The sequence below is a fragment of the Methylocella silvestris genome, assembly GCF_002891535.1.
In the GTDB taxonomy this organism is placed as follows: domain Bacteria; phylum Pseudomonadota; class Alphaproteobacteria; order Rhizobiales; family Beijerinckiaceae; genus Methylocapsa; species Methylocapsa silvestris_A.
In genome coordinates this window covers 697,651-719,859 of sequence record NZ_PDZR01000001.1, presented here as the reverse complement: position 1 = coordinate 719,859, position 22,209 = coordinate 697,651, and the positions used below count along the sequence as shown (strand labels likewise).

Genomic DNA, 22,209 nt, shown 5'->3' with positions numbered 1-22,209 from the left:
CCTCGTCACGGATGATCTTTCCAACAGGCCGCGCTTGCGACAAGCGCTATGGCGCGATGGCGACGCCCCAGGGGAACGGACCGACCGGAATCGATTTCACGACCTTGAGGCTCGCCGGGTCAATCACGGAAACGTCGTTCGAGACGCCGTTGGTCGCGTAAAGATGGCTGTAGTCGGGCGTGAAGGCGAGTTGCCAGACGCGTTGGCCGACCAACAGATATTTTGCGACCTTGCGCGAGGCGACGTCGATGACGGCGACGCGATTTGCCGGCCCGAGCGCGACAAAGGCCTTCGCGCCGTCCTGGCTGAAACGGATGCCGACAGGCTGGATCGCCTCCTTGGCGAGACCGGGAATATCGAAGGTGATTTTCTGCAACACCTTGGCGTCGGCGACGCTTATCACGCTCACCGTGCCGCCGACCTCCGCCGAAACCCACAGCTCCTTGCCGTCCGGCGTGAACTGGGCAGAGCGCGGCCGCGCATCGACGAGGACATTGGCGAAGATCTTGCGCGTCGCCGTGTCGATCATGTGGGCCATATTGGTCGTCTCTGAGGTGTTGACGAGAATCCTCCCGTCGGGGCTCAGCGCCATGCCCTCCGGCTCGACTCCAACCGGAATTTGCTCGATGACCTTGCGCGTCGCGACCTCGATCACGGTGACAAGATTATTGTTCTCGTTCGCGACATAAAGAAGCGCGCCGTCCGGGCTCAGGATCAGCAATTCGGGGTCGGCGCCCGACGGCAGATCGCCGACAATCTTCAAAGTCTTGAGATCAAGAATCTGGATCGTGTCGTCATCGCCGGCGCAGATGAACAGCTGGGTGTTGTCCTTGTTGAGGACGATTCCGCGCGGACGCCGACCGACCTTGACGGTGTCTGTGACGGCAAGCTTGTCATCGTCGATGACCGTGATGGAGTTGCCCTTTTCATTCGAGACATAGGCCGTCGCCGCCGTCGCGGGAGAGCGCGCGAAGCCGAGCGACAGCGCTAAGACGACAGCCGCCCTCGCGGAAAATTTCAGCGCAATTTGCATTTTGTTTCCGGTTGATCGAGGCCGAGGGTGTCGAGTTCCGACGTCTGGTGCAGAAAACCTTCCTGCGGCGAAACGGACACGATCATGCGCCCGTCGCCAAGCAGGATCGGCTGGCGCAGCTGTTGATTCCACGTCCGCAAGGTTTGCTTCTGCCCCTTGAAGGCGGCGATGGAAAACTCAGGGCCGACGATATAGTCGCGCAGCGTTTTCGGATCATTCGAGCCCGTGCGGGTCGCCGCCTCGCCGATGATGCGGGCGGCGACCCAGGCCTGATTGTCGCGTTCGTTCATCCGCCGCGAAGCCAGCTTGTAGAATCGGTTCTGCAATTGAATGGCGCCCCATTGTTCATGGGTCGCGTCCCAGCTCGTCGGCTTCAGGCCGGCCGAGCCGACGACGGGGCGCGGATCGTAATTGCGATAGGGCAGATAGCCCGCGAAAACGTCGGATTCATCGGCGGCGACAAGCACGTCATAGGCCGGGGCGCTCTGCGTTGCGGTCGGGATCAGGCGCTGCGTCTGCACGCTGCCGGAATCGGAGCGGCGCCCGCCCTCGGTATCTTCGTAGACGCGCTCTTCGACGATCTTGGCGCCGAATTTTTTCGCCGAACGACGCAGCGCGGCTGCGAAAAGCTCGTCCTGCGGATGCGAGCCCTTGATCAGGAACCAGCGCGGCCAACGCTTCCAGACAAGATATTGCGCCAGCCCATCGGCCAGCATCGAATGGGTCGGGCCGACATGGATCACATTGGCGCGGCAATCCTCCTCGCGCAGCGAATCCTCCGGCGCGCCGACATTGAACAACAGGACATTCTTGCCGCGCGCGGCGTCGGCGAGCGCAAGAAGCTGCGCGGCCGGGACGTCGGCAAGGATTAGGCCAATTCCCTGATCGACAAGCGCGTTCAGCGCGACGACTGGATCCTCGCCCTCCTTCAGCTTGACGTCGGCGATCTCGAATGTCTGGTTGAGGAATTTTCCGGTGGTGTTGTTGTCTTCAATCGCGAGCCTTGCGCCGGCGACGCCATCGTCTTCGGCCGGGATGTCGAGAATCGAAATCGTGTCGCGCGAATGGATGGCGCGAATAACGCCAATCTTGACATTGAGCGGCGCGGCGGCGCCCCCGGTCTGCGGCGCCGCCGTCGCGGCGAAGGCCCACAGCGAGGCGACGAGAAGCGCAAAGGCGCATCCGACCCAAAGCGATCGAACCGTCTTCCTCCCCTTTTGTATCGGCGCGTCATCTTCCTCCGCGGCGGCAAGCGTTGCGGGAAGAGGCGCCTTTGCGGCATTATTCATGGTTTCATGATGGGTTGCAAAAAGGCGCACATCAAGACTTCACATAGTCGGCGCGATCAACACTTTCTTGATGGGCGAGCCCTTGCAGGGCGTCGAGCATCCCCTGCTCGTTTGGAATTTCGGCAATGTGGACGGATGCGAAGCGCGCCGCCTTCAAGGGCGTCGCGGCATCAGCCGAAATCGCAATATGCGCGACGCGCGATATGTCGAGCCCCGCCTCTGCCACGAGGCGCAGGAAAATATCCGCACTACGTCGGGAATAATGCAGGATCGCGCCGATCTGCCCCGCCTCGATCAGAGCCGCGGCTTCCGCATCGAGCTCGTCCAGCGCCTGCGCCGCATAAACCTCGACGACGTCGACACTGTGGCCCGCATCGCTCAGCGCCGCCTCGAGGTCCGGCTTGCGGTCGCGGCCGGCGAGATAAACGAACCTCGACGGCGTCCTGCCGGCGAGCGCGCCGATCAGGCTCGAGGCGAGAATTTTGGCGTCCGGAGCGACGACGGTTCGTCCTTCAAATCCGCGTTCGCGCGCAGCCGCTTTGGTGCGCTCGCCGACGACATGCAGCGGCGTCAGACGCCGCGCCTCCGGCGATGGCCGGTCTCCCGACTGGGACAAAAGCTCGAACGCCTGTGTGCTGGTGGCGAGTGCGCCATCGACGACGCTTTGCGGCCATTCCGCACCGGTTGGCGCCATTTCGAACACTGGCGAGAGAATCGCGTGATGGCCGAGCGCGGTCAGCTTGGCCGCCGTGCGCATCGCCTCGTCCAAGGCTCGGGTGAGCAACACCAGCATGATCAATCCTCGAACAGATCGGGCGGGATGCGCGAGATGAGATCGCGCCCGGCGCCTTCGCCGAGCGCTATGGCCTCGCCTGGCTCGCCGCTGACACGCGCCTCGAAACAGGCCGAGCCGTCCGGCTTCAGCACAAGCGCGTGGAAGATGAGGCGCCCGCCCTCCAGCCGCGCGTAAGCGCCGATCGGCGTTTTGCAAGAACCATCGAGAACGGCAAGGAACGCGCGTTCGGCTGCGAGCGCGAGCCCCGTGTCCTGATCGAGGATCGGCGCGATCAGCGCGCGCGTGGAGTCATCACCCGTCCGCGCGGTGATCGCGATCGCCCCCTGCCCCGCCGCCGGCACAAATTCTTCCGGGTTCAGCAATGCGCTCGCCTTGCCCTCGAGGCCAAGCCGCTTCAGTCCGGCGAGAGCGAGCAGAGTCGCGTCAACCTCGCCGCCCGCGAGCTTGGCGAGCCGCGTTTCGACATTGCCCCGTAAAAGCACGACATTAAGGTCCGGCCGCAGCCGCCGCACGATCGCGCCGCGACGCAGCGAGGCCGTGCCGACGACGCTGCCAGCGGCAAGGCCAAGCGGATGCTGCGCGTGAGGTGAGATCCAGGCGTCGCGCACATCCTCGCGCGGCAGATAGCCGAGAATGGCGATCTCGTCGGGCAGCTGCGTCGGCAAATCCTTGGCCGAATGGACGGCGATCCCGATCTCGCCGCGCATGAGCGCAAGGTCGAGCTCCTTGGTGAAAAGACCCTTGCCGCCCGCCTCGCTCAGGGCGCGATCGAGGATGATATCGCCTGTCGTCTTGATGACGACGATGTCGAGCGCCTCTTCCGCGACACCATGCGCGGCGGCGAGACGGCGCCGCAGCTCGCGCGCCTGGGCCAGCGCCAAAGGGCTGCCCCGCGTCCCGATTCTGAGTTTGAGGTCCTGGACCGTGGGGCGGCTCGAACTGAGAATCGCTGATTTCCTTAATGGAACTTATGGTTCTATAGGGTGCATATTAGCTTGGGTAAACTCGCCCGCCAAGACCACCTTTTCGATAGGCCGCCTCGCCACAAAGCCGGCTCGCCGTCCGCGACGGAACGGCCCCGCCCCAGATAATTTTCGCAACTGACGAAAGCGTCGAAATCCGCCATGCGCGTACTTGGCATTGAAACCACCTGCGACGAAACCGCCGCCGCGGTCGTGCAGCTGAACCCCGGCGGCGCCGGCGAGATTTTATCCAATGAGGTGATGAGCCAGATCGCCGAACACGCCGCCTATGGCGGCGTGGTTCCCGAAATCGCCGCGCGCGCTCATATCGAAGTGCTGGACAGGCTCGTCGCCCGCGCCCTCTATGACGCCAAGGTAAAGCTAGCCGACCTTGACGGGATCGCCGCCGCCGCGGGGCCGGGATTGATCGGCGGCGTCATCGTCGGCCTCACGACGGCAAAAGCTCTGGCTCTGGCGAGCCGCAAACCCTTTATCGCCGTCAATCATCTGGAGGCGCATGCGCTGACCGCCCGGCTGACCGACGGCGTCGAGTTCCCCTATCTGCTTTTGCTTGTGTCGGGCGGCCACACCCAACTCGTCGCCGTCAAGGGCGTCGGTGACTATCTGAGGCTCGGCTCGACTGTCGACGACGCCGTCGGCGAGGCTTTCGACAAGGTCGCCAAGATGCTTGGCCTGCCCTACCCCGGCGGTCCCGAAGTGGAGCGCATGGCGGCCAAGGGCGATCCGACGCGATTTGATTTTCCGCGGCCGATGCAAGGACGCGCCAAGCCGGATTTCTCGCTTTCCGGGCTGAAGACCGCCGTTCGGCTGGCGGCGCAGCGCATCCATTCGCCGAGCCAGACAGACGTCGCCGATCTTTGCGCCTCGTTTCAGGCGGCGATCGTCGACATGATGATCGACCGCTCGCGCGCGGGCCTGCGCCTGTTTCGCGAGCGTATAGGCGACTGCAACGCGATGGTCGTCGCCGGCGGCGTCGGCGCCAATGGCGCGATCCGCCGCGCCCTCAGCCGGTTTTGCGGCGAAAGCGGGCTGCGGCTGATCCTGCCGCCGCCGCAGCTTTGCACCGACAATGGCGCGATGATCGCCTGGGCCGGGATCGAGCGGCTGTCGCTCGGCCTCGTCGACGATATGACTTTCGCCGCGCGGCCGCGCTGGCCGCTCGATTCCAACGCCGAAGCCGCCCATCACGGCAAGGCTTAAGCGCTAACCGGATTGCGCCAGCTCTTGCAGCGCGCGCTTGGCGAGGTCGCCGGCGCCGGCGAGATCTCCCAAAGCCTTGCTGGAGGCGGCGACGGCGACCGCAGCTTGCGAACGGCTGAAGCCGAGATTGACCAGCACCGAGATCGCGTCCGAGACCGCGCCGGGCGCGGGCGCCTCAATGCCCGCAGTCGCGTTCCCCGGCCCTGCAAGAGTCTGAAGCGAGGCGCCCAACGCCGGCGCCTTGTCCTTCAATTCCGCGACGATGCGCGCGGCAAGTTTCGCGCCGACGCCCGAAGCTCTGGCGAATGCCGCCCTGTCCTGAGCCGCGATCGCGGTCACGATCTCGCCCGGACGCAGAACGCCCTGGATCGCCAGCGCGACCTTGGCGCCGACGCCCTGCACGGATTGCAGCAGGCGAAACCAGTCGCGCTCCGTCTCCGACGCAAAACCGTAGAGTTTGATTGAATCCTCGCGCATCTGCGTGTCGATCGCCAGCGCCGCCGCCTCTCCCTGCCGCGGCAGGTTTTGCAGGGTGCGCGACGAGCAATACACGATGTAGCCGACGCCATTGACGTCGAGAATGACGTAATCCTCCCCCTGCGAATCGACGAGGCCCTTCAGCTTGCCGATCATCGCGCCGCCGCGGCGGCGGATTTCAGCAAAGCTCGGCTGGCGCGCAGCTGAGCGTGCGTGATCGCGACTGCGAGCGCATCGGCCGAGTCGGCGCTTTTGGCTTCGCTTTTGGGCAGCAGAAATTTGACCATCATGGCGATCTGCGCCTTTTCAGCATGGCCATTGCCGGTGACGGTCTTTTTGATGAGGTTTGCGGCATATTCGGCGACCGGCAGCCCCGCCAGCGCCGGAGCGACCAGCGCGACGCCGCGCGCCTGGCCAAGTTTCAACGCCGACTGCGGATCGCAATTGACGAAGGTTTCCTCGACGGCCGCCTCCATCGGCGCATGCAGCGCGATGGTTGCGAGCAGGCCCTCGTGCAGCGCGCAAAGACGCTCGGCAAGGCTCAAGCCGCTCGCTGAATGGATGACGCCGCAGGCGACGAATGACAACCGCGAACCAGACGCCTCGATCACGCCCCATCCCATGTTGCGCAGCCCCGGGTCGATGCCAATGATTCGAATCACGGAGGAATTCATCTGCGCAATCTAGATCATCAAGCTTAAAATCGCACCCGCTCGGCGCGCAGCCGCCCTCACTCCATCAGCATGCGTTTCAAAAGCTCGATCTCTTCCGAAAGCGCGCCGTCTTTCGCGGCGAGTCCGTCGATCTTGCGCACCGCATGGAGCACGGTCGTATGGTCGCGCCCGCCGAAGCGGCGGCCGATTTCCGGCAGCGATCGCAGCGTCAACGCCTTCGAAAGATACATGGCGATCTGCCGCGGCCGCACGACATTGGCCGTGCGCCGCGAGGACAGGATGTCGGCGCGGCTCACGTTGAAATGGGTTGCGACGAGCTTTTGAATATCCTCGATCTTGACGCGTTTCGGGTCATGCGCCCGAACCAGATCGCGAATCGCAAGCTCGGCCGTCTCGACTTCGAGGGGAGCGCCGTTCAGGGAGGCGTGCGCAAGCAGGCGATTGACGGCCCCGTCGAGATCGCGGCCGTTGGTCTGGATCGCATGCGCCACGAACGCCATCACGGCCGAGGGAACCTCGAAATTCGGATGGGCGTGTCTCGCCGCGGCGATTCGCCCTTCCAGAATTTTGACCCGAAGCTGTTCGTCGAGGCCGCCGATTTCGACGCACAGACCGCCGGCAAGGCGCGACCTCACCCGTTCGTCAAGGCTCTCGAGCTCTGACGGAGGGCGATCGGCGGCGATAACGATCTGGCGATGCGCGTCGATGAGGGCGTTAAGCGTGTGGCAGAACTCCTGCTGGATCGATTTGCCCTGAAGGAACTGGATGTCGTCGATGACGAGAATGTCGATACCGCGCAGCTTCTCCTTGAAAGCGATCGCAGTCTGAGCCTTCAAGGCCGAGACGAAGCCATACATGAAGCGCTCTGCCGTCAGATAAATGACGCGGCGCGACATCGTCTGCGCCATATGGGCGACGGCCTGCAGAAGATGGGTTTTGCCGAGGCCGACAGACGCATGCAGGTAAAGCGGATTATAGGGCAGCCGCTCCTCCGGAGTCGCGGCGGCGACTCGCTGCGCGGCGGCAAGCGCCAGTTGGTTCGAGCGTCCTGCCGCGAAATTCGAAAAGGTTAGCCGTCCGTCCAGCGGCGAGCCCGCGATGATGTCGGCCTCGCCCTCGGCGCGGCCCCTCGCCGATTGCGGCTCGTTCGGCCGCAGTGGGGCAAAGCCTCTCGCGTTTGCCGGCACGGCCTCCTGCGCCGCCATTTTGCGGACGCCGTGACTCGAAATCGGTCCGAATTCCTCATCTTCGATGTCGACTGCTGCCGGAACCCCGAGCGGCGGACGATTGGATGACCGTATCGTGACGACAAGCCGCTTCACCGTGGGGAATTCGCTGGCGAGCGCCGCGAGCAGCTTTTCGGAATAGTGCGACTGAATCCAGCTTTTCAGGAACTTCGTCGGCACCGAGAGAGCGGCGGTTCCGTCCGCAAGGCTATCGAGTTCAAGGCGCCCGAACCAGGATGAGAAGACGTCTTCTCCGACGTCGACGCGCAACCTCCGGCAGATGCGCATCCAAGCTTCGCCGGCGCCGCGATCCTGTGGTTTGTCGTTGACGGAGGTGCGCAAATTCAGCATCGGCCTTCTTCTGAACGCAGGACATTGGCGGCGGGCTGTGAAAGCACAGCGCCGTGACAAGTCGACAATGGGAGATTTAGAGAGCCGAGCCTATTTACGGCGGCGGCGGGCCGGCGCGCGGAGCGCATCTGGCGGGGGGGCCTGGCGACCGAATCGCAGACCATTGTCGCGCTGGAGCTGATGGATCTGATCTAAGTCGAATCTGTTCAAGATCACGGAATCCCCCCTTGTCCCGCTGCATCGCCCGCGAACGCGATCGTCCGCGGTCCTCCCCAATTAATAACACCTTAAGAGTTGCCCCCTCTCATCGCCATGATTTCAAGCAAATCGCTTCAAGGTTTGGCAAAAGCGACTGCATCCAAGCGTCACTATAAAGCATTCAGCCAAATTTATGCAAGACTATCCGGCGCCTCAACACGCATATACGCTTCACTAAACCGGAGATTGCAGAAGAGGCAGCCTGGAAAGCCTTTTTGCTTCGCCATCCCGACAACCTGAAGACTTTAACATAGGCCAAGCTCGCCGCAAGGCGCCGTCCCCGAAATTTTCGTCCCGATCCGGCCGCTTTGCCGCCGCGTCCGACGGCTTCGTCGAAACGGTTCGACTAAACGCCTGATTCTGCGCGTCCGGCGCGAGAGCGGCAAAGATGCAGCCGCCTTCGAAAAAAAGTCAAAAAACTGTCTTGAAAGTCGGGGAAAAATCGGCGGCGAAGCGTCGTTTCGGCGGAAAGGTCGGGCTTTGGTTACAAGCTGTTGGAAAGCATGGAAAATAGATGTGCAGCACATTTCTTCCCCCGATTCGGCATCTCGCAAGCGCGTTGAAGCCCCGCAAAAAGAAAAGCCCGGCGATCGCCGGGCTTTCATAAATAGAATTATTAAGCTTTACAGCGGGCTACTTAGTTTCCCAGCGAGCTTACTCGAGCGCTCAGCCGAGAGACTTTTCTGGAAGCGGTATTTTTGTGCACAATTCCTTTTTGCGCCGCACGCATCACCAGAGGCTCAGCCGCGCGCAAAGCCTGCGTCGCGGCCTCCCGATCACCGGAAGCGATCGCCTCTTCGACTTTGCGGACATAAGTCCGCATCTGGCTGCGCCTCGACTTGTTGACCGCAGTGCGACGCTCAATCTTACGGACGGCCTTCTTGGCCGACGGGGTATTCGCCATATCGAAATCTGTCCTGGACAAGGCCGTGCGCCGCGCCGCGTGAAGCGGACCGCATCTGACCGGGAGCCGTGCTTATAGTCATCAAGGCCGCCGCCGTCAACGATCTGTCGGGGGTCCTACCCAACTAAGATGCGGCGGGACGGCGGCCAACCGCCTCGCGAGACCCGGAATGCCGTAGCGCGACGATGAAAACAAGCCGGAACGACGGGATAAATAATTGGCGGAACAAGTGTTTCATCGCCATTGTCAGAGCAGCCGCGCCGCGCGATCGAGAATTGCGTTCAATCCCTTTGCTGCGACGTCGATCGTCTCGGCTGACGGATCATCGCCACTGATTTCCTCGAAAGCGGCGGCGAGCAGATAAAGAATAAGAAGACGCCGCCGCGTGCCCTGATCGACGATCGACACGGCTCCGCCGCGCGTGGCGCTGAAATAGGCCTCGACGAAAATTTCAGAGAATTCCACAACCTGCTCGCTGAGCCGCGTCGCCGCCATGACCGGATCTGGCACAAGGGTCGCGATCGCCCGCTCCGCTGCGGCCGCGACTTGCGCGAAGGAGCGCAGCATGGTCGCGACATCGCGCAGCGGGGAATTTTTCTCGCGCGGATTCTTCGCCATCCTGTCAGCGCCGCGAAAGCCGACAATGATGACGTCATCCTTCACGACGAGCGCGCGACGCAAATTATAATCGCCGTGGATGCGGATCTTGATCGCGCCCTGCGGCTCTGCGTCGAGCATCGCGAACAGGCTTTCGCATTCCTCCCGCCGGTCGAGCAGCCGGTCGATCTCGGCGTTCGCCTCCTCCACCCCGGCGAGACGCTCGAAGCCGCGCGCGGCCGCCTCGCGCAGCAGAAGGACGCTCTGGCGCACGTCGGCTGCGGCGAGCGGCTCGGCCGCAATCGCCGGATCGTCGGTCGGCGTCGCCAGCGCCTGATGTATTTGCGCGGTGCGCAGCCCAAGCCGCTGCATATGCGGCGTATAGGTGGAAAAGCTGAGCGGCGGCGGCGGCTCGCCCTGATCGGTCGCGGCCGGCGCCATGGCGAGGGTCTCAAGAATGCGCTTCAGCGCTTCGAGCGTCCAGGTCCAGGCGTCGCCCTGACAGCGCACAAAAGTCTCGAATGTCGCAAGCGTCATGCGGGCGCCGGCGGCGTCGCTGTACTCGACCGCGCCGAGCAGGGCCGGCATGTTGGGAAAGCGGGCGACCTCGGTCAGAAAGCGCCTGACCTCCATGTCCGGCCGAGCTCCGGCCTCGAGCCGCCGGAAGATCTTGAGCGTGATCTGCTTATCGAGCACGAGCGTCGAATGACTTTGCGAAGCGGCGACAAGCTCGCACTCGAGCGCCGCGATCGCGAGCTCTGGACTGTCCGGCTCGGCGGGCGAGAAAATGATCTTGCCCCCTTTGGCGGCGCCGGTCGTCGCGCCACGGCGAAACGCGTCAAGCATCGCAGCGCCGAAAGGCGCGCAGGCGTCGGCGTCATAGAGCAGGCCCATTTCGGCGCCGCGCCGCAATTTGGCGACCGCAGCGCAGGGCGAGGGCGTGAATTCGCCGTCGCGCTCGGCCACAAAGGGCGCGAAGTAGACGCCGGTCGAGGCGTCCAACGCCTCGACGTCAAGCAGGGTCAGTACGAAACGCCGCGCGTCGCCGGCCTCGGTGAGGAGCGCGAAATCCTTGACGGCGACGCGCGGCGGCGCCGATGTTTGCGCCTCGAACCAACGGCGCGTCAAAAGATATTGCGGCGCGACGTTGCGCTCGAAGGCGATCAGCTCGCGGCCTGAAAAAATGGTCTCGAGCTTGCCCACCGCAACCAGAGTGAACAGTTCCGGCATCGAGTCGCGCAGCGGGCGCTCCTGCGGCAGTGGTTCGATCCTGAACCAGAAGAAGCCGTAGGACGGCAGGGTGAGGACATAGGGCGCGGCGCCGATCGCCGGGAACTGACTGCCGGCCGTCATTTCGACAGGCGCCGAGCCGCGAAATTCACCAAGATCGAGCTCCACCGCCTGCGGCGCGCGCGAAACATTGACGACGCAGAGAATTGTTTCGGACGGGAGTTCGCGCAGATAGGCGAGCACCTTGCGATTGGCGGGATAGAGAAAGCGCAGCGCGCCGCGCCCGAATGCAAGGGTGGAGCGGCGCACCGCGATCATTCGCCGCGTCCATGTCAAGAGGCTCGACGGGCTCGCGAGCTGCGCCTCGACATTGACCGCGCTGAAGCCATAGATCGGATCCTGAATCGCCGGCAGGAACAGGCGCGCCGGATCGGCGCGGCTGAAGCCGCCGCTGCGGTCAACCGACCATTGCATCGGCGTTCTGACGCCATCACGGTCGCCAAGGTAGATATTGTCGCCCATGCCGATCTCGTCGCCATAATAGAGGACCGGCGCCCCCGGCATCGAGAACAGCAGCGAGTTCAGCAATTCGATCTTGCGCCGGTCGTTCTCGAGCAAGGGCGCAAGGCGGCGCCTGATGCCGAGGTTGATGCGCGCCCGCCGGTCCGCGGCATAGAACGACCACAGATAATCGCGCTCCTTGTCGGTTACCATGGCGAGCGTCATCTCATCGTGATTGCGCAGAAAGATTGCCCATTGCGATCCGTCGGGCAGCTCCGGCGTCTGACGCATGATGTCTGTGATCGGGTGGCGATCCTCCTGCGCCAGCGCCATATAGATGCGCGGCATCAGCGGAAAGTGAAACGCCATGTGGCACTCGTCGCCGTCGCCGAAATAGCCGGCCGCCTCCTCCGGCCAGACATTGGCCTCGGCCAGCAGCATGCGGTCTGGATAATCGGCGTCGACCGCAGCCCTGATCTTCTTTATGATCGCATGCGTCTCGGGCAGGTTTTCGCAAAGCGTTCCTTCGCGCTCGACCAGATAGGGAATGGCGTCAAGGCGCAGTCCGTCGACGCCCATGTCGAGCCAGAAACGCATGACGTCGAGCACCGCTTCCAGCACACGCGGATTATCGTAATTGAGGTCCGGCTGATGCGCGTAGAAACGATGCCAGTAGAAGGCCTTGGCGACCTCGTCATAGGTCCAGTTCGATTTCTCGATATCGAGAAAGATGATCGGGACGCCCGTGTAGGCCTCGTCATCGTCGGCCCAGACATAGAAATTCCGCGCCGCCGACCCAAGCTTGGCGGTGCGTGCGCGCTGGAACCAGGGATGCTGATCGGAGGTGTGGTTGACGACGAGTTCGATGATGACCCGAAGACCGCGGTCATGCGCCTCGCGGACGAAGGCCTTGAAGTCCCGCAGCGAGCCATAAGCCGGATTGATGTCGCGATAATTGGAAATGTCGTAGCCGTCGTCGCGCAGGGGCGAGGGGTAGAACGGCATCAGCCAGATCGCCGTCGCGCCAAGATCTTTCACATAGTCGAGCTTTTGCGTCAGACCCTTGAAATCGCCGATGCCGTCATTGTTGCAATCGAAGAAGGATTTGACGTGAAGCTGGTAGATTATGGCGTCGCGATACCAATGCACATCGCTGCGATCGATCATGAGCACACTCGTTCGAGACTGGGGAGGCGGCGGCGGTCACTCGCGCCAGCGGCGCGAGACACGAGGAATCAATGATGAAGAATCTTAAAGGATCGCGTCGATGCGAATAAATCTGCTCGTTCGTGGCATTATGCACAACTCCCGGCCATCGTCGCCAGCGAGCGCTTCAGGAAGCGCTCTTGGGGCCTGATTTGAGCATGAAGCGCAATGATTTTTCAAATCAAGTCAAGATGATATAGCTTTGCGCCGGTGGCGGCCGGCGTTGCAGCCTGCTTTCGACTCCGCAAAATGGAGACAGGCCGCATTCTGTTGATTTCTCCGTTTTCTCCGCGAGCGTGACGCCGGCGAGTAGCAAGACGGCCTCGACGGCCACCTCGCTAACATGCCCAAACAGTTCGGGCGCATTGAAATTTGGGAGCATCGCGATCTAGTGGCGGAGCCCCGGCGCCGGAGATTGCGCGCAAAGCCACGGCTCCGCCACCGGTATCACACCCGAGCGAATGATCGAGCCCGCCGGGTGAAGCGAGCTTTCATTGGCCGCTTCCCCTTCGCCGCTGATCGCCTGCAGGCATTTGTGCGTCCAATGATCGATGCTGTTGCCGCGTAGCGCAGCCATCATGTCGCGCCAGCGGTCCTGGCGCTCGTCCAGCGGCATCGCCACGGCGCGGGCGATGGCCGCCGCCGTCGCCTCGATATCATAGGGGTTGACAATCAGTGCGGCTTTGAGCTCCTGCGCGGCGCCGGCATATTGCGACAACACAAGTACGCCCGGATCATTCGGATCCTGCGCCGCCACATATTCCTTGGCGACGAGGTTCATGCCGTCGCGCAGCGGCGTCACCAGCCCGACCCGCGCAAGCCGGTAGAGCCCTGCCAGCGCCGCCTGGCTCATTGGTTTGTTGATGTAACGCAATGGCGTCCAGTCGATGTCGCCGAGCTTGCCGTTGAGATGGCCGACCTCCTCGGCGACCTCTCTCTGGATGCGCGCGTATTCCGGCACCTCCGAACGCGATTTCGGCGTGATCTGCAGCATGGTGACCCGCGCCTTCACGGCGTCGGGATTGGTCTCAAGGAACGCGGCGAAAGCTTCGAGCCGGTGCTTGATTCCCTTCGAATAGTCGAGCCGGTCGACGCCAATCACCATGGCGCGCCCTTCAAGGCTGACGCGCATTCGCTTCACAAGAGAATTGCGTTCGGCGAGGCGCGCCTCGAGCGCGAAACTGTCTGGATCGATGCTGATCGGAAAGGCGTCGACGAGGAATTTTCGGCCATAGGCTTCGCAGACGCCGTCGGCCCCGGTGCGTCCGGCAGCCGACTGAATGAGGCAATCGCGGAAATTATCCGCATCCGGAACGGTCTGGAATCCAACGACATCATAGGCGCTGAAGGATTCAAGAATGCGGTCGTAGAAGGGCAGCGCCGAGGCTGTATCAGGTGAGGGCCATGGAATGTGATGAAAATAGCCGATGCGGTTCGCAGCCCCAAGCTCGCGCAAAAAGCCCGCCAGCGGAATCATGTGGTAGTCGTGAATCCAGATGATGTCGTCCGGCCGCAGCAGCTTGACAAGCCGGCGCGCGAAGAATTCGTTGACGCGAAAATAGCCGGCAGCGTCGCGCTCGGAGCTATTGGCGAGGTCGAGGCGATAATGGCAGATCGGCCATAGGGCGCGATTGGCGAAACCGTGATAGTATTCCTCTATATCACGGCGGGTGAGATCTGAGACCGCGAAAGTGATAGGGCCAAGGCTGCGCGTCTGCACCTGCCTGTCGGCGGCGTCCTGAGCGGTCTTTCCCGACCAGCCGAACCACACGCCGCCCCGGCTGCGCAAAGCCGCCTGCAAGGCGACGGCGAGGCCGCCCGCCGCGGGAACACCAGAGGCGTTCGGAACCGGCACGCGGTTAGACACGACGACCAACCTGCCAATTGACCCCTCAGAGCTGTTCGCCACAGGCTTGTAAAGAAGGTCAAGGTTAACCATAGGCGGATACATCTCCTAAACTGGACCCATCTTCGCCTTGTCAACGCGTCATCGGCAGAATCGTTGCACGTTCTGGCGGAGGGCGTTCTTTTGACTTGGCCAGTCTTGGATCGCACAATGGCGAAGTTTAGGCTCACAGTTGTTCAATCAGCGGCGCTGGCGCGACGATGTGCGGCAGAAACAGCGGGGATCAAACCGGGATCGCCGCGCCCTCTTCCGCCCGCATGTCGAAGGCAGCGGCGAACAAGGCGCGGGTATAGTCGCTCTTTGGATGCGCCAGCAATTCGGCGGCGGGACCGGCTTCGACCAGCTTGCCGCCACGCATGACGATGATTTCGCTCGCCAGCGCGCGTACGACGCGCAGATCATGGCTGATGAACAGAAAGGCGAGGCCGCGGCGGCGCTGGAGGTCGCGCAAGAGATCGACGATTTGCGCCTGCACCGACATATCGAGCGCGGAAGTCGGCTCGTCGAGAACGATGAATTTCGGCTCAAGCACCATGGCTCTGGCGATGGCGATTCGCTGACGCTGGCCGCCTGAAAATTCATGCGGATAGCGATCCATCGCCGCCGGATCGAGGCCTGTGTCGGCGAGCGCGCGGGCGACAATCTCCCGCTTCCGGCTGTAGCTGAGGCTCTTGTCCTGCACGCCGAGGCCTTCGGCGACGATATCGGCGACGGGCAGGCGCGGCGACAGCGACCCATAGGGATCCTGAAACACAATCTGCATGTCGCGCCGTATCGGCCGCAGCTCCTTGAAGCGCAGCCCGTCGATGCGTTGCCCGAGGAAGACGATGGCGCCCTCCGAGCGAATCAGCCGCAGCAAGGCGAGGCCAAGCGTCGTCTTGCCGGAGCCCGATTCGCCGACGACGCCGACGGTCTCGCCTTCACGCACGGTGACGCTGACGCCGTCGACCGCCTTGACATAGCCGATGGTGCGGCGAAAGAAGCCGCGCCTGATCGGAAACCAGACCTTGATGTTGTCGGCGCTGACGATGGGTTTTGCCGCGGCGTTGAACGGCGGCGGAGCTCCTTTGGGCTCTGCGGCGAGCAGCGCGCAGGTATAGGGATGGCGCGGCGCGGAAAAGATCGACGCGACCGGCCCGGTCTCGACGATGCGCCCCTTCTGCATCACGGCGACGTCGTCGGCGATTTTGCGCACGATATTGAGGTCATGGGTGATGAACAGCATCGCCATGCCATGGCGCGCCTGCAACCGCTTCAAAAGGTCGAGGATCTGCGCTTGCACCGTCACGTCGAGCGCGGTGGTCGGCTCGTCGGCGATGAAGAGATCAGGCCGGTTGGCGAGCGCCATGGCGATCATGACGCGCTGGCGCTGACCGCCCGACAGCTGGTGCGGATAGGCGCCAAGCCGCGCAGCGGGATCGGGAATGCCGACCTCGCCGAGAAGCTCCACCACCCGCGCACGGATTTTTTCGGCGCCGTGGGCGCCGTGCAGTTCCAGAATTTCACCAATCTGCTTTTCGATGCTGTGCAGCGGATTGAGCGATGTCATCGGCTCCTGGAACACCATGGTGATCCGCGCGCCCCTGATGGCGCGAAGCCGCTCCTCGGACGCCGTCAGCAGATCCTCGCCGTCGAACAGCGCCTTCCCCTGCGTCTCGGCTCCTGGCGCCAGCAGCCGCAGGATCGAGAGCGCTGTGACCGATTTGCCCGAGCCCGACTCGCCGACGAGCGCCAGCGTGCGGCCGCGCTCAAGCGCAAAAGAGACGCCGTCGACTGCTCGCATGGCAGTAGCGCCAGCGCGGAAAGAGACGGAGAGATCGCAAATGTCGAGAAGGGGGGCGTCAGGCACGGAGGGCGTCCAGGATGGTCACAACGCCGGAGGAATCGGGCAACAGAGCCCTCATGCCGTGCGGAATCTTATTTGCCTTCATATCCTTATCATTGGACATGAAGAAGTTGCAGCCCGCTCGTATCGCGGAGACCACGCGTATTGCATCGGGCAAGCTATGCCTTGCGACTTTCCGCAGATCCGGCGTTTCGAGCAGGATGGAACGAGTTACTGGAAGCAAATCTATAAAACCCGACCAGACGATCAAATCCAAATAGAAACGACGCTTGATAAGGAGATCCGGTCCGGTTCGCGCCGGAGCCAATACTTCTGCGAGAGTGAGCTCGCTGGTGACAGCGCGCTTCGGGTCGTGACGAAGCGCTTCCAACATCCTTCTGATCGGCGCTGCTTCCACTTCGGGGCTTTCGAACGCGCGAATAAAGACGTTCGGATCTAGATAAACGCGCTGTCGAGCCACGATATCAGCCATCCCATTCGTCTCTTTGACGCCGAAGATCGGCGTCAATCTCTTCGCCGGAGCGAAATGGAGGATGGCGTAGAGCGAAAAGCTCTGCCAGAGACATCACCTTCTCCGGCGGCGCGTCTTCCTCGACGACAGTAACGGTCACCTGCGATCCTGGCGTCAAATCCGCGCGCAAATCCTCCGGGAGATTTTCCGCCGGATAATGCTCCTTGACGATCCTGTTCATGCCGCCTCCATCTGCCCGACCCTATCATTTCCCAATTGCAGCGTCTTGCGGGGATCGAAAGCGTCGCGCACCGCCTCGCCGATGAAGACGAGCAGCGACAGCATCAGCGCGATCACGATGAACCCCGTCAATCCAAGCCAAGGCGCCTGAAGATTGGATTTGCCCTGCAAAAGGAGCTCCCCGAGCGAGGGCGAGCCGGGCGGCAGGCCGAAGCCGAGAAAATCCAGCGCTGTCAGCGTCGTGATCGACCCGTTGAGGACGAAGGGCAAAAAAGTCAGCGTCGCGACCATGGCGTTCGGCAGCACATGGCGCCAGATGATCGCCGGATTGCTGAGGCCGAGCGCGCGCGCGGCGTTGACATATTCGAAGTTGCGGGTGCGCAGACATTCCGCCCGGACAACATGGACCAGAGAGACCCAGGAAAACAAAAGCAAGATGCCAAGCAGCACGAAGAAGCTCGGCGTGATGATCGAGGAGATGATGATCAGGAGATAGAGATGCGGCAGCGAGGACCAGACCTCGATGAAGCGCTGGAACAAAAGATCGGTCCAGCCGCCATAATATCCCTGCAAGGCGCCGGCGGCGACGCCAACCACCGACGAGACGATCGCAAGCGTCAGACCGAACAATAACGACAGGCGGAAGCCATAGATCAGCCGCGCCAGCACGTCGCGTCCCTGATCGTCGGTGCCAAGCCAGTTCCACTCGATGGCGTTGCAGCCTCCGCCTGGATCTGACTTGTTGAAGCGTTCGGCGGCGGCGGCGCATTGCGCGCGGCTCAGCATCCAGGTCGGCGGCGATGGGGCCGGCGTCGGCAATTGCCGGTTGATGGTGCGGTAGGAAAAATGGACCGGCGGCCAGACCATGAAGCCATGCGCCTTGATCTCATCGGCGATCACCGCATCGCGATAGTCGGTGCGGGCGAGGAAGCCGCCAAATTTTTCTTCCGGATAGTCGATGGCCACCGGAAACAACAATTCGCCCTTGTAGACGACAAGGATCGGCCGGTCGTTTGCGATGAATTCGGCGAATAGCGACAGGACGAACAGGACCAGGAAAATCCAGAACGACCAATAGCCGCGCCGATGCGCCTTGAACAGGGCCAGCCGGCGCTGGTTGATGGGGCTGAGGCGCGCCCGCTGCAAGGGGGGCGCCCCCGTCATCAGGGCTTCGACCGCAGGCGCGTCCAAGTCAGACCTCCCGCGTCGAGAAATCGATCCGCGGATCGATCCACGTATAGGTGAGATCCGACAGGAGATTTACCACAAGGCCCAGCAGCGACATGATGTAGAGATTGGCGAAGACGACCGGATAGTCGCGGTTGACGATCGATTCGAAGGACAAGAGCCCGAGCCCGTCCAGCGAGAAAATGGTCTCGATCAGCAGCGAGCCGCCGAGAAACGCGGCGAGAAAGGCGCCCGGAAAGCCGGCGACGACGATCATCATGGCGTTGCGGAAGACATGCCCATAAAGCACGCGCCGCTCGGACAAACCCTTCATGCGGGCGGTCAGCACATATTGCTTGCGGATCTCGTCGAGGAAGGAATTTTTGGTGAGGAAGGTCGAGGTCGCGAAGGCGCCGAGCGTCAGCGACGTCACCGGCAGAGCAATATGCCAGAGATAATCCTTCACCTTGCCAAACAGCGAAAGCTGATCGAAGTTTTCCGAGGTGAGGCCCCGCAGCGGGAAGAGCTGCCAGAACGAGCCGCCACAAAACAAAACGATCAACAGGATGGCGAACAAAAAGCTCGGAATCGCATAGCCGACGATGACCACCGCCGAGGTCCAGACATCGAAGCGCGAGCCGTCGCAGACCGCCTTTCGCACGCCGAGCGGAATGGAGATCGCATAAGAAAGCAACGTCATCCACAGGCCGAGCGAAATCGAGACCGGCAGCTTTTCCTTGATCAGCTGCAGCACCGGCTCGTCGCGGAAATAGGAGCGGCCGAAGTCGAACAGAGCGTAATTCTTCAGCATCATGAAGAAGCGCTCATAGGCAGGCTTGTCGAAACCGAACTGCTTTTCGAGCTCGGCGATGAATTTCGGGTCGAGCCCCTGCGCGCCGCGATATTTGGATGAAAAATCGCCCGCATTGCCGGCGCCGATCTCGCCGCCGCCGCCGCCGAAATGGGCCGTCGCGCCGCTATCGAGACCCTGCAATTGCGCCAGAATGCGCTCGACCGGGCCGCCTGGCGCGAATTGCACGATGACGAACGAAATCGCCAGGATTCCGAAGATCGTCGGAATCATCAACAGAATGCGGCGGGCGATATAAGCGAACATCAGGCTGCGTCAGCGGCCGGCGAAATTGATGCGTTTGGCCTTCTCTTCATCATACCACCAGCTGTTGAGCACGCCGATCTCATAGCGCCCGCTGCGCTCGGGCCGGCTGAACAGATCCCAATAGGCGACGAGATGATTGGGCTTGTTCCACATCGGAACCCAGGGGTGCATGGCGCGCAGGATGCGGTCGATCGAGCGGCAGATAAAGGTCAGCTCCTCGCGCGTCTCGACCACAAGCGCTTTTTCGATCAGCGCGTCGACCACCTTGTTCTTGACGCCCGACACATTGCGCGAGCCCGCCATGTCAGCGGCTTCCGAACCGAAGGTCGCGCGCATGCCCTCTCCCGGCGTCAGGCCGAGCCCGAAGCGTGAGGTCACGATGTCATAATCGAAATCATCGGTGCGGCGCTTGTATTGCGCTGCGTCGACAACGCGATAGCGCGCCTCAATTCCGAGCAGCTTCAGATTCTTGATGAAGGGCGCCGTATGCGGCTCAAGGGCGCCATCGAAGTCGAGAAATTCGATCTCGAACGGCTTGCCGTCCGGCAGGATCAGGGCCGAGCCCTGCCGTTTGCATCCGGCCGAAACGAAGAGATCATTGGCGCGGCGGAGGAGAGCACGGTCCTGGCCCGAGCCATCCGAGACGGGCGGCGTGTAGACCTCGCCGAACACGTCGGGCGAGAGTTCGCTGCGATAGGGTTCGAGCACCGCCAGCTCCTCGGGCGAAGGCACGCCCTGCGCCGCCATTGGCGAATTCTGGAAAAAGGAGACGGTGCGCGAATAGACGCCATACATAATATTGCGATTTGTCCATTCGAAATCGAAGGCGAGGCCGATCGCCTCCCTGATGCGCGGATCCTTGAATTTGTCGCGGCGCATGTTGAGGAACCAGCCCTGCGTTCCCATCGGCGATTCGTCAGGCAGCGTCGCGCGCTGCACCCTGCCGTCCTTCACCGCGGCAAAATCATACCCCGTGGCCCAAACCGCCGAGGTGAATTCCTCGCGAAAGCTGAAGACGCCCGCCTTGAAAGCCTCGAACGCCACCTTCCGGTCGCCGAAATATTCGAAGCGAATCCGGTCGAAATTGGACTGGCCGACATTGACCGGCAGACCCTTGCCCCAATAATCGGAGACGCGGTCGAAACTGATGAAATGGCCCTGATCGAACCGGCCGACCTTATAGGCGCCGGAGCCGAGCGGCGGTTCGAGCGTCGTCTGGTCGAAATCATGCGTCTTGTAATAGGCCGCGGAGAAGATCGGCTGGCCCGCGACAATCAAAGGCGCCTCGCGGCTGCGCTGCGACTTTAGCCGCACCATTACGACATCGTCGGCCTCTGCCTCAGCGGCGTCGAGATCGCGCAGCGCCTGGCGGATCGAGGGATGTCCCTTAGCTTTCAAGATGTTGAGCGAAAAGGCGACGTCCGCCGCGGTCAACGGAGATCCGTCGTGGAAACGGGCTTCCTTGTGCACAAGAAAGCGATAGACGCTGCGGTCGGCGGAAACCCGCACCGCTCGGGCGACGAGACCGTAAAGCGAATCCGGCTCGTCCGCATTGCCCGTCATCAGCGAATCAAAGATCAGCCCCATGCCGGCGGCGCCGTCGCCTTTCAGGATATAGGCGTTCAGCGTGTTGAAGGTCGTGAAATTCTGGTTGCCGGAGGTGGAGCTGACCTGCAGCGAGATCTCGCCGCCCTTCGGCGCCGCCGGATTGACATAGGCGAAATGTCCGAAATCGGCAGGGAGCGCCAGATCGCCGAACACGGAGAGGCCGTGGACCTCGTTCTCTCCGGAGGCCAGGGCTTCGGCGGCCAGCGCTTCGGCGGCCAAGGCCGGCGACGTGAAAAGGCGGGGCGCGATCAGGCCGCAGGCGGAATATTGCACGAAGGAACGGCGGGAGAAGGCCAATGAATCGCGCAAGAGTCTTCCTCGTCGGATGGCGGGTTGATCGCGTGACGCCGGGTCTCGCAGGAGCTCCGGCGCGGCCGCGCGCTGGTCCCTCCGCGAAGCGACGCCACGCGACCAGTCATCACCCTATCTAGGTTTTGTCATGGCCCGCGCCAAGCGGCTTCACTTGCCGGGGGCTGGCAGCGGAACCGGACTATCCGACAAAGTTCGGAGGTAAGCGATGATATCGGCGCGTTTTTGCGGATCTGGCTCTCCGGCGAAGCCCATTTTGGTGCCGCTGATGAAGCCTTTGGGGCTGGCGATGAAATGATCGAGATCGTCGAAGGTCCAGGCGCCGCCCTTGGCCTTCATTGCGTCCGAATAGCCAAAGCCCGCGATGGAATCCTTGGGGCGGCCGACGACGCCGAACAGCGGCGGTCCGACCTTCACGGGCCCGCCCTTCTCAAAGCTATGGCACGCCTGGCAGGCCTTGGTCAGCGACTCGCCCCTTTTGACGTCCGCCTTGGCGAGGCGCTCGGGCAAGGGCGCGACCGCCTCAGCGGCCGGCGCGCCGCCACTGTCGGCGGTTTCGACCAGAGCCGGCAGGTTGAAGCCGGGCGTCTTCAGGGGCGGATGCGAGAAAATCATTTGCCCGATGACGCCAAGGCCCATGGCCAGCAGGAGTGATCCCAGAACGGCGCCAGCGATCTTGTTGGTTTCGAAGGAAAACAAATGCGTCCTCCCGATTAAGGGGCGTTGGCCGATGATGCGGTCTGTCTCGTCAAAACCCCGCTCGCCGCGACCGGGCGGACTCAGCTGAGCTTGGGCGCTGCATAGCCTATCCGGATTAAGGCCGCCATCACAATAATGATT

At 62.5% G+C, this 22,209-nt stretch carries 18 protein-coding genes; 1 reads left to right on the top strand and 17 read right to left on the bottom strand.

What is annotated here, in order from left to right; all coding sequences use genetic code 11:
- Window positions 1-46: 46 nt before the first annotated feature.
- From CR492_RS03375 to hemC, 4 genes are read right to left on the bottom strand one after another with little or no spacing between them, the layout of a single operon-like run.
- A complete protein-coding gene (locus CR492_RS03375) occupies window positions 47-1,033 on the bottom strand; it encodes a YVTN family beta-propeller repeat protein (protein WP_102842245.1) in 987 nt (328 codons plus the stop codon).
- Window positions 1,018-2,322 (bottom strand): ABC transporter substrate-binding protein, encoded by a 1,305-nt coding sequence (locus tag CR492_RS03370; RefSeq protein WP_245411935.1) that lies wholly within the window; start codon window positions 2,320-2,322, stop codon window positions 1,018-1,020. Before CR492_RS03370 ends, CR492_RS03375 begins: the two co-directional genes overlap by 16 nt.
- A gap of 31 nt (window positions 2,323-2,353) precedes the next feature.
- The gene (locus CR492_RS03365; RefSeq protein WP_102842244.1) at window positions 2,354-3,115 is read right to left on the bottom strand and encodes a uroporphyrinogen-III synthase; all 762 of its coding nucleotides are present in this window, start codon (window positions 3,113-3,115) and stop codon (window positions 2,354-2,356) included.
- Between the two features lie 2 nt (window positions 3,116-3,117).
- Window positions 3,118-4,065, bottom strand: a complete 948-nt coding sequence (gene hemC, locus CR492_RS03360; RefSeq protein WP_102842243.1) for a hydroxymethylbilane synthase — start codon at window positions 4,063-4,065, stop codon at window positions 3,118-3,120.
- 177 nt (window positions 4,066-4,242) lie between these two features.
- On the opposite strand from hemC, the gene tsaD reads away from it, so the two are divergent.
- Window positions 4,243-5,301 (top strand): tRNA (adenosine(37)-N6)-threonylcarbamoyltransferase complex transferase subunit TsaD, encoded by a 1,059-nt coding sequence (gene tsaD, locus CR492_RS03355; RefSeq protein WP_102842242.1) that lies wholly within the window; start codon window positions 4,243-4,245, stop codon window positions 5,299-5,301.
- 3 nt (window positions 5,302-5,304) lie between these two features.
- On the opposite strand, the gene ruvA is transcribed toward tsaD, so the two are convergent.
- From ruvA to CR492_RS03285, 13 genes are all read right to left on the bottom strand, one after another.
- Window positions 5,305-5,934, bottom strand: a complete 630-nt coding sequence (gene ruvA / locus CR492_RS03350; RefSeq protein WP_102842241.1) for a Holliday junction branch migration protein RuvA — start codon at window positions 5,932-5,934, stop codon at window positions 5,305-5,307.
- On the bottom strand, window positions 5,931-6,452 hold the full coding sequence (gene ruvC / locus CR492_RS03345; RefSeq protein WP_102842240.1) for a crossover junction endodeoxyribonuclease RuvC: 522 nt from the start codon (window positions 6,450-6,452) through the stop codon (window positions 5,931-5,933). The genes ruvA and ruvC overlap by 4 nt, the downstream gene beginning before the upstream one ends.
- A 56-nt stretch (window positions 6,453-6,508) precedes the next feature.
- Window positions 6,509-8,029, bottom strand: a complete 1,521-nt coding sequence (dnaA, locus tag CR492_RS03340) for a chromosomal replication initiator protein DnaA (protein ID WP_102842239.1) — start codon at window positions 8,027-8,029, stop codon at window positions 6,509-6,511.
- A gap of 895 nt (window positions 8,030-8,924) precedes the next feature.
- Window positions 8,925-9,191 carry a 30S ribosomal protein S20 gene (rpsT, locus tag CR492_RS03335; RefSeq protein ID WP_102842238.1) on the bottom strand — a complete coding sequence of 89 codons (267 nt, stop codon included), beginning with the start codon at window positions 9,189-9,191 and terminating at the stop codon, window positions 8,925-8,927.
- A 246-nt stretch (window positions 9,192-9,437) separates the two neighbouring features.
- Window positions 9,438-12,686, bottom strand: a complete 3,249-nt coding sequence (gene treS / locus CR492_RS03330; RefSeq protein WP_102842237.1) for a maltose alpha-D-glucosyltransferase — start codon at window positions 12,684-12,686, stop codon at window positions 9,438-9,440.
- Between the two features lie 427 nt (window positions 12,687-13,113).
- Window positions 13,114-14,664 carry an alpha,alpha-trehalose-phosphate synthase (UDP-forming) gene (locus CR492_RS03320; protein WP_102842235.1) on the bottom strand — a complete coding sequence of 517 codons (1,551 nt, stop codon included), beginning with the start codon at window positions 14,662-14,664 and terminating at the stop codon, window positions 13,114-13,116.
- Between the two features lie 190 nt (window positions 14,665-14,854).
- Window positions 14,855-16,480, bottom strand: coding sequence for an ABC transporter ATP-binding protein (locus CR492_RS03315; protein ID WP_102842234.1), 1,626 nt, complete (start codon window positions 16,478-16,480; stop codon window positions 14,855-14,857).
- Window positions 16,473-16,949, bottom strand: a complete 477-nt coding sequence (locus tag CR492_RS03310) for a type II toxin-antitoxin system VapC family toxin (RefSeq protein WP_102842233.1) — start codon at window positions 16,947-16,949, stop codon at window positions 16,473-16,475. The genes CR492_RS03315 and CR492_RS03310 overlap by 8 nt, the downstream gene beginning before the upstream one ends.
- Window positions 16,942-17,169 carry a hypothetical protein gene (locus tag CR492_RS03305; protein ID WP_102842232.1) on the bottom strand — a complete coding sequence of 76 codons (228 nt, stop codon included), beginning with the start codon at window positions 17,167-17,169 and terminating at the stop codon, window positions 16,942-16,944. The genes CR492_RS03310 and CR492_RS03305 overlap by 8 nt, the downstream gene beginning before the upstream one ends.
- A complete protein-coding gene (locus tag CR492_RS03300; RefSeq protein WP_102842370.1) occupies window positions 17,166-18,332 on the bottom strand; it encodes an ABC transporter permease in 1,167 nt (388 codons plus the stop codon). Before CR492_RS03300 ends, CR492_RS03305 begins: the two co-directional genes overlap by 4 nt.
- Window positions 18,333-18,360: 28 nt before the next feature.
- A complete protein-coding gene (locus CR492_RS03295) occupies window positions 18,361-19,452 on the bottom strand; it encodes a microcin C ABC transporter permease YejB (protein ID WP_012592864.1) in 1,092 nt (363 codons plus the stop codon).
- A 9-nt stretch (window positions 19,453-19,461) separates the two neighbouring features.
- Complete coding sequence (locus CR492_RS03290) at window positions 19,462-21,369, bottom strand: extracellular solute-binding protein (protein WP_102842231.1); 1,908 nt, start codon at window positions 21,367-21,369, stop codon at window positions 19,462-19,464.
- Window positions 21,370-21,519: 150 nt separating this feature from the next.
- A complete protein-coding gene (locus tag CR492_RS03285; protein ID WP_102842369.1) occupies window positions 21,520-22,068 on the bottom strand; it encodes a c-type cytochrome in 549 nt (182 codons plus the stop codon).
- Window positions 22,069-22,209 lie beyond the last annotated feature (141 nt).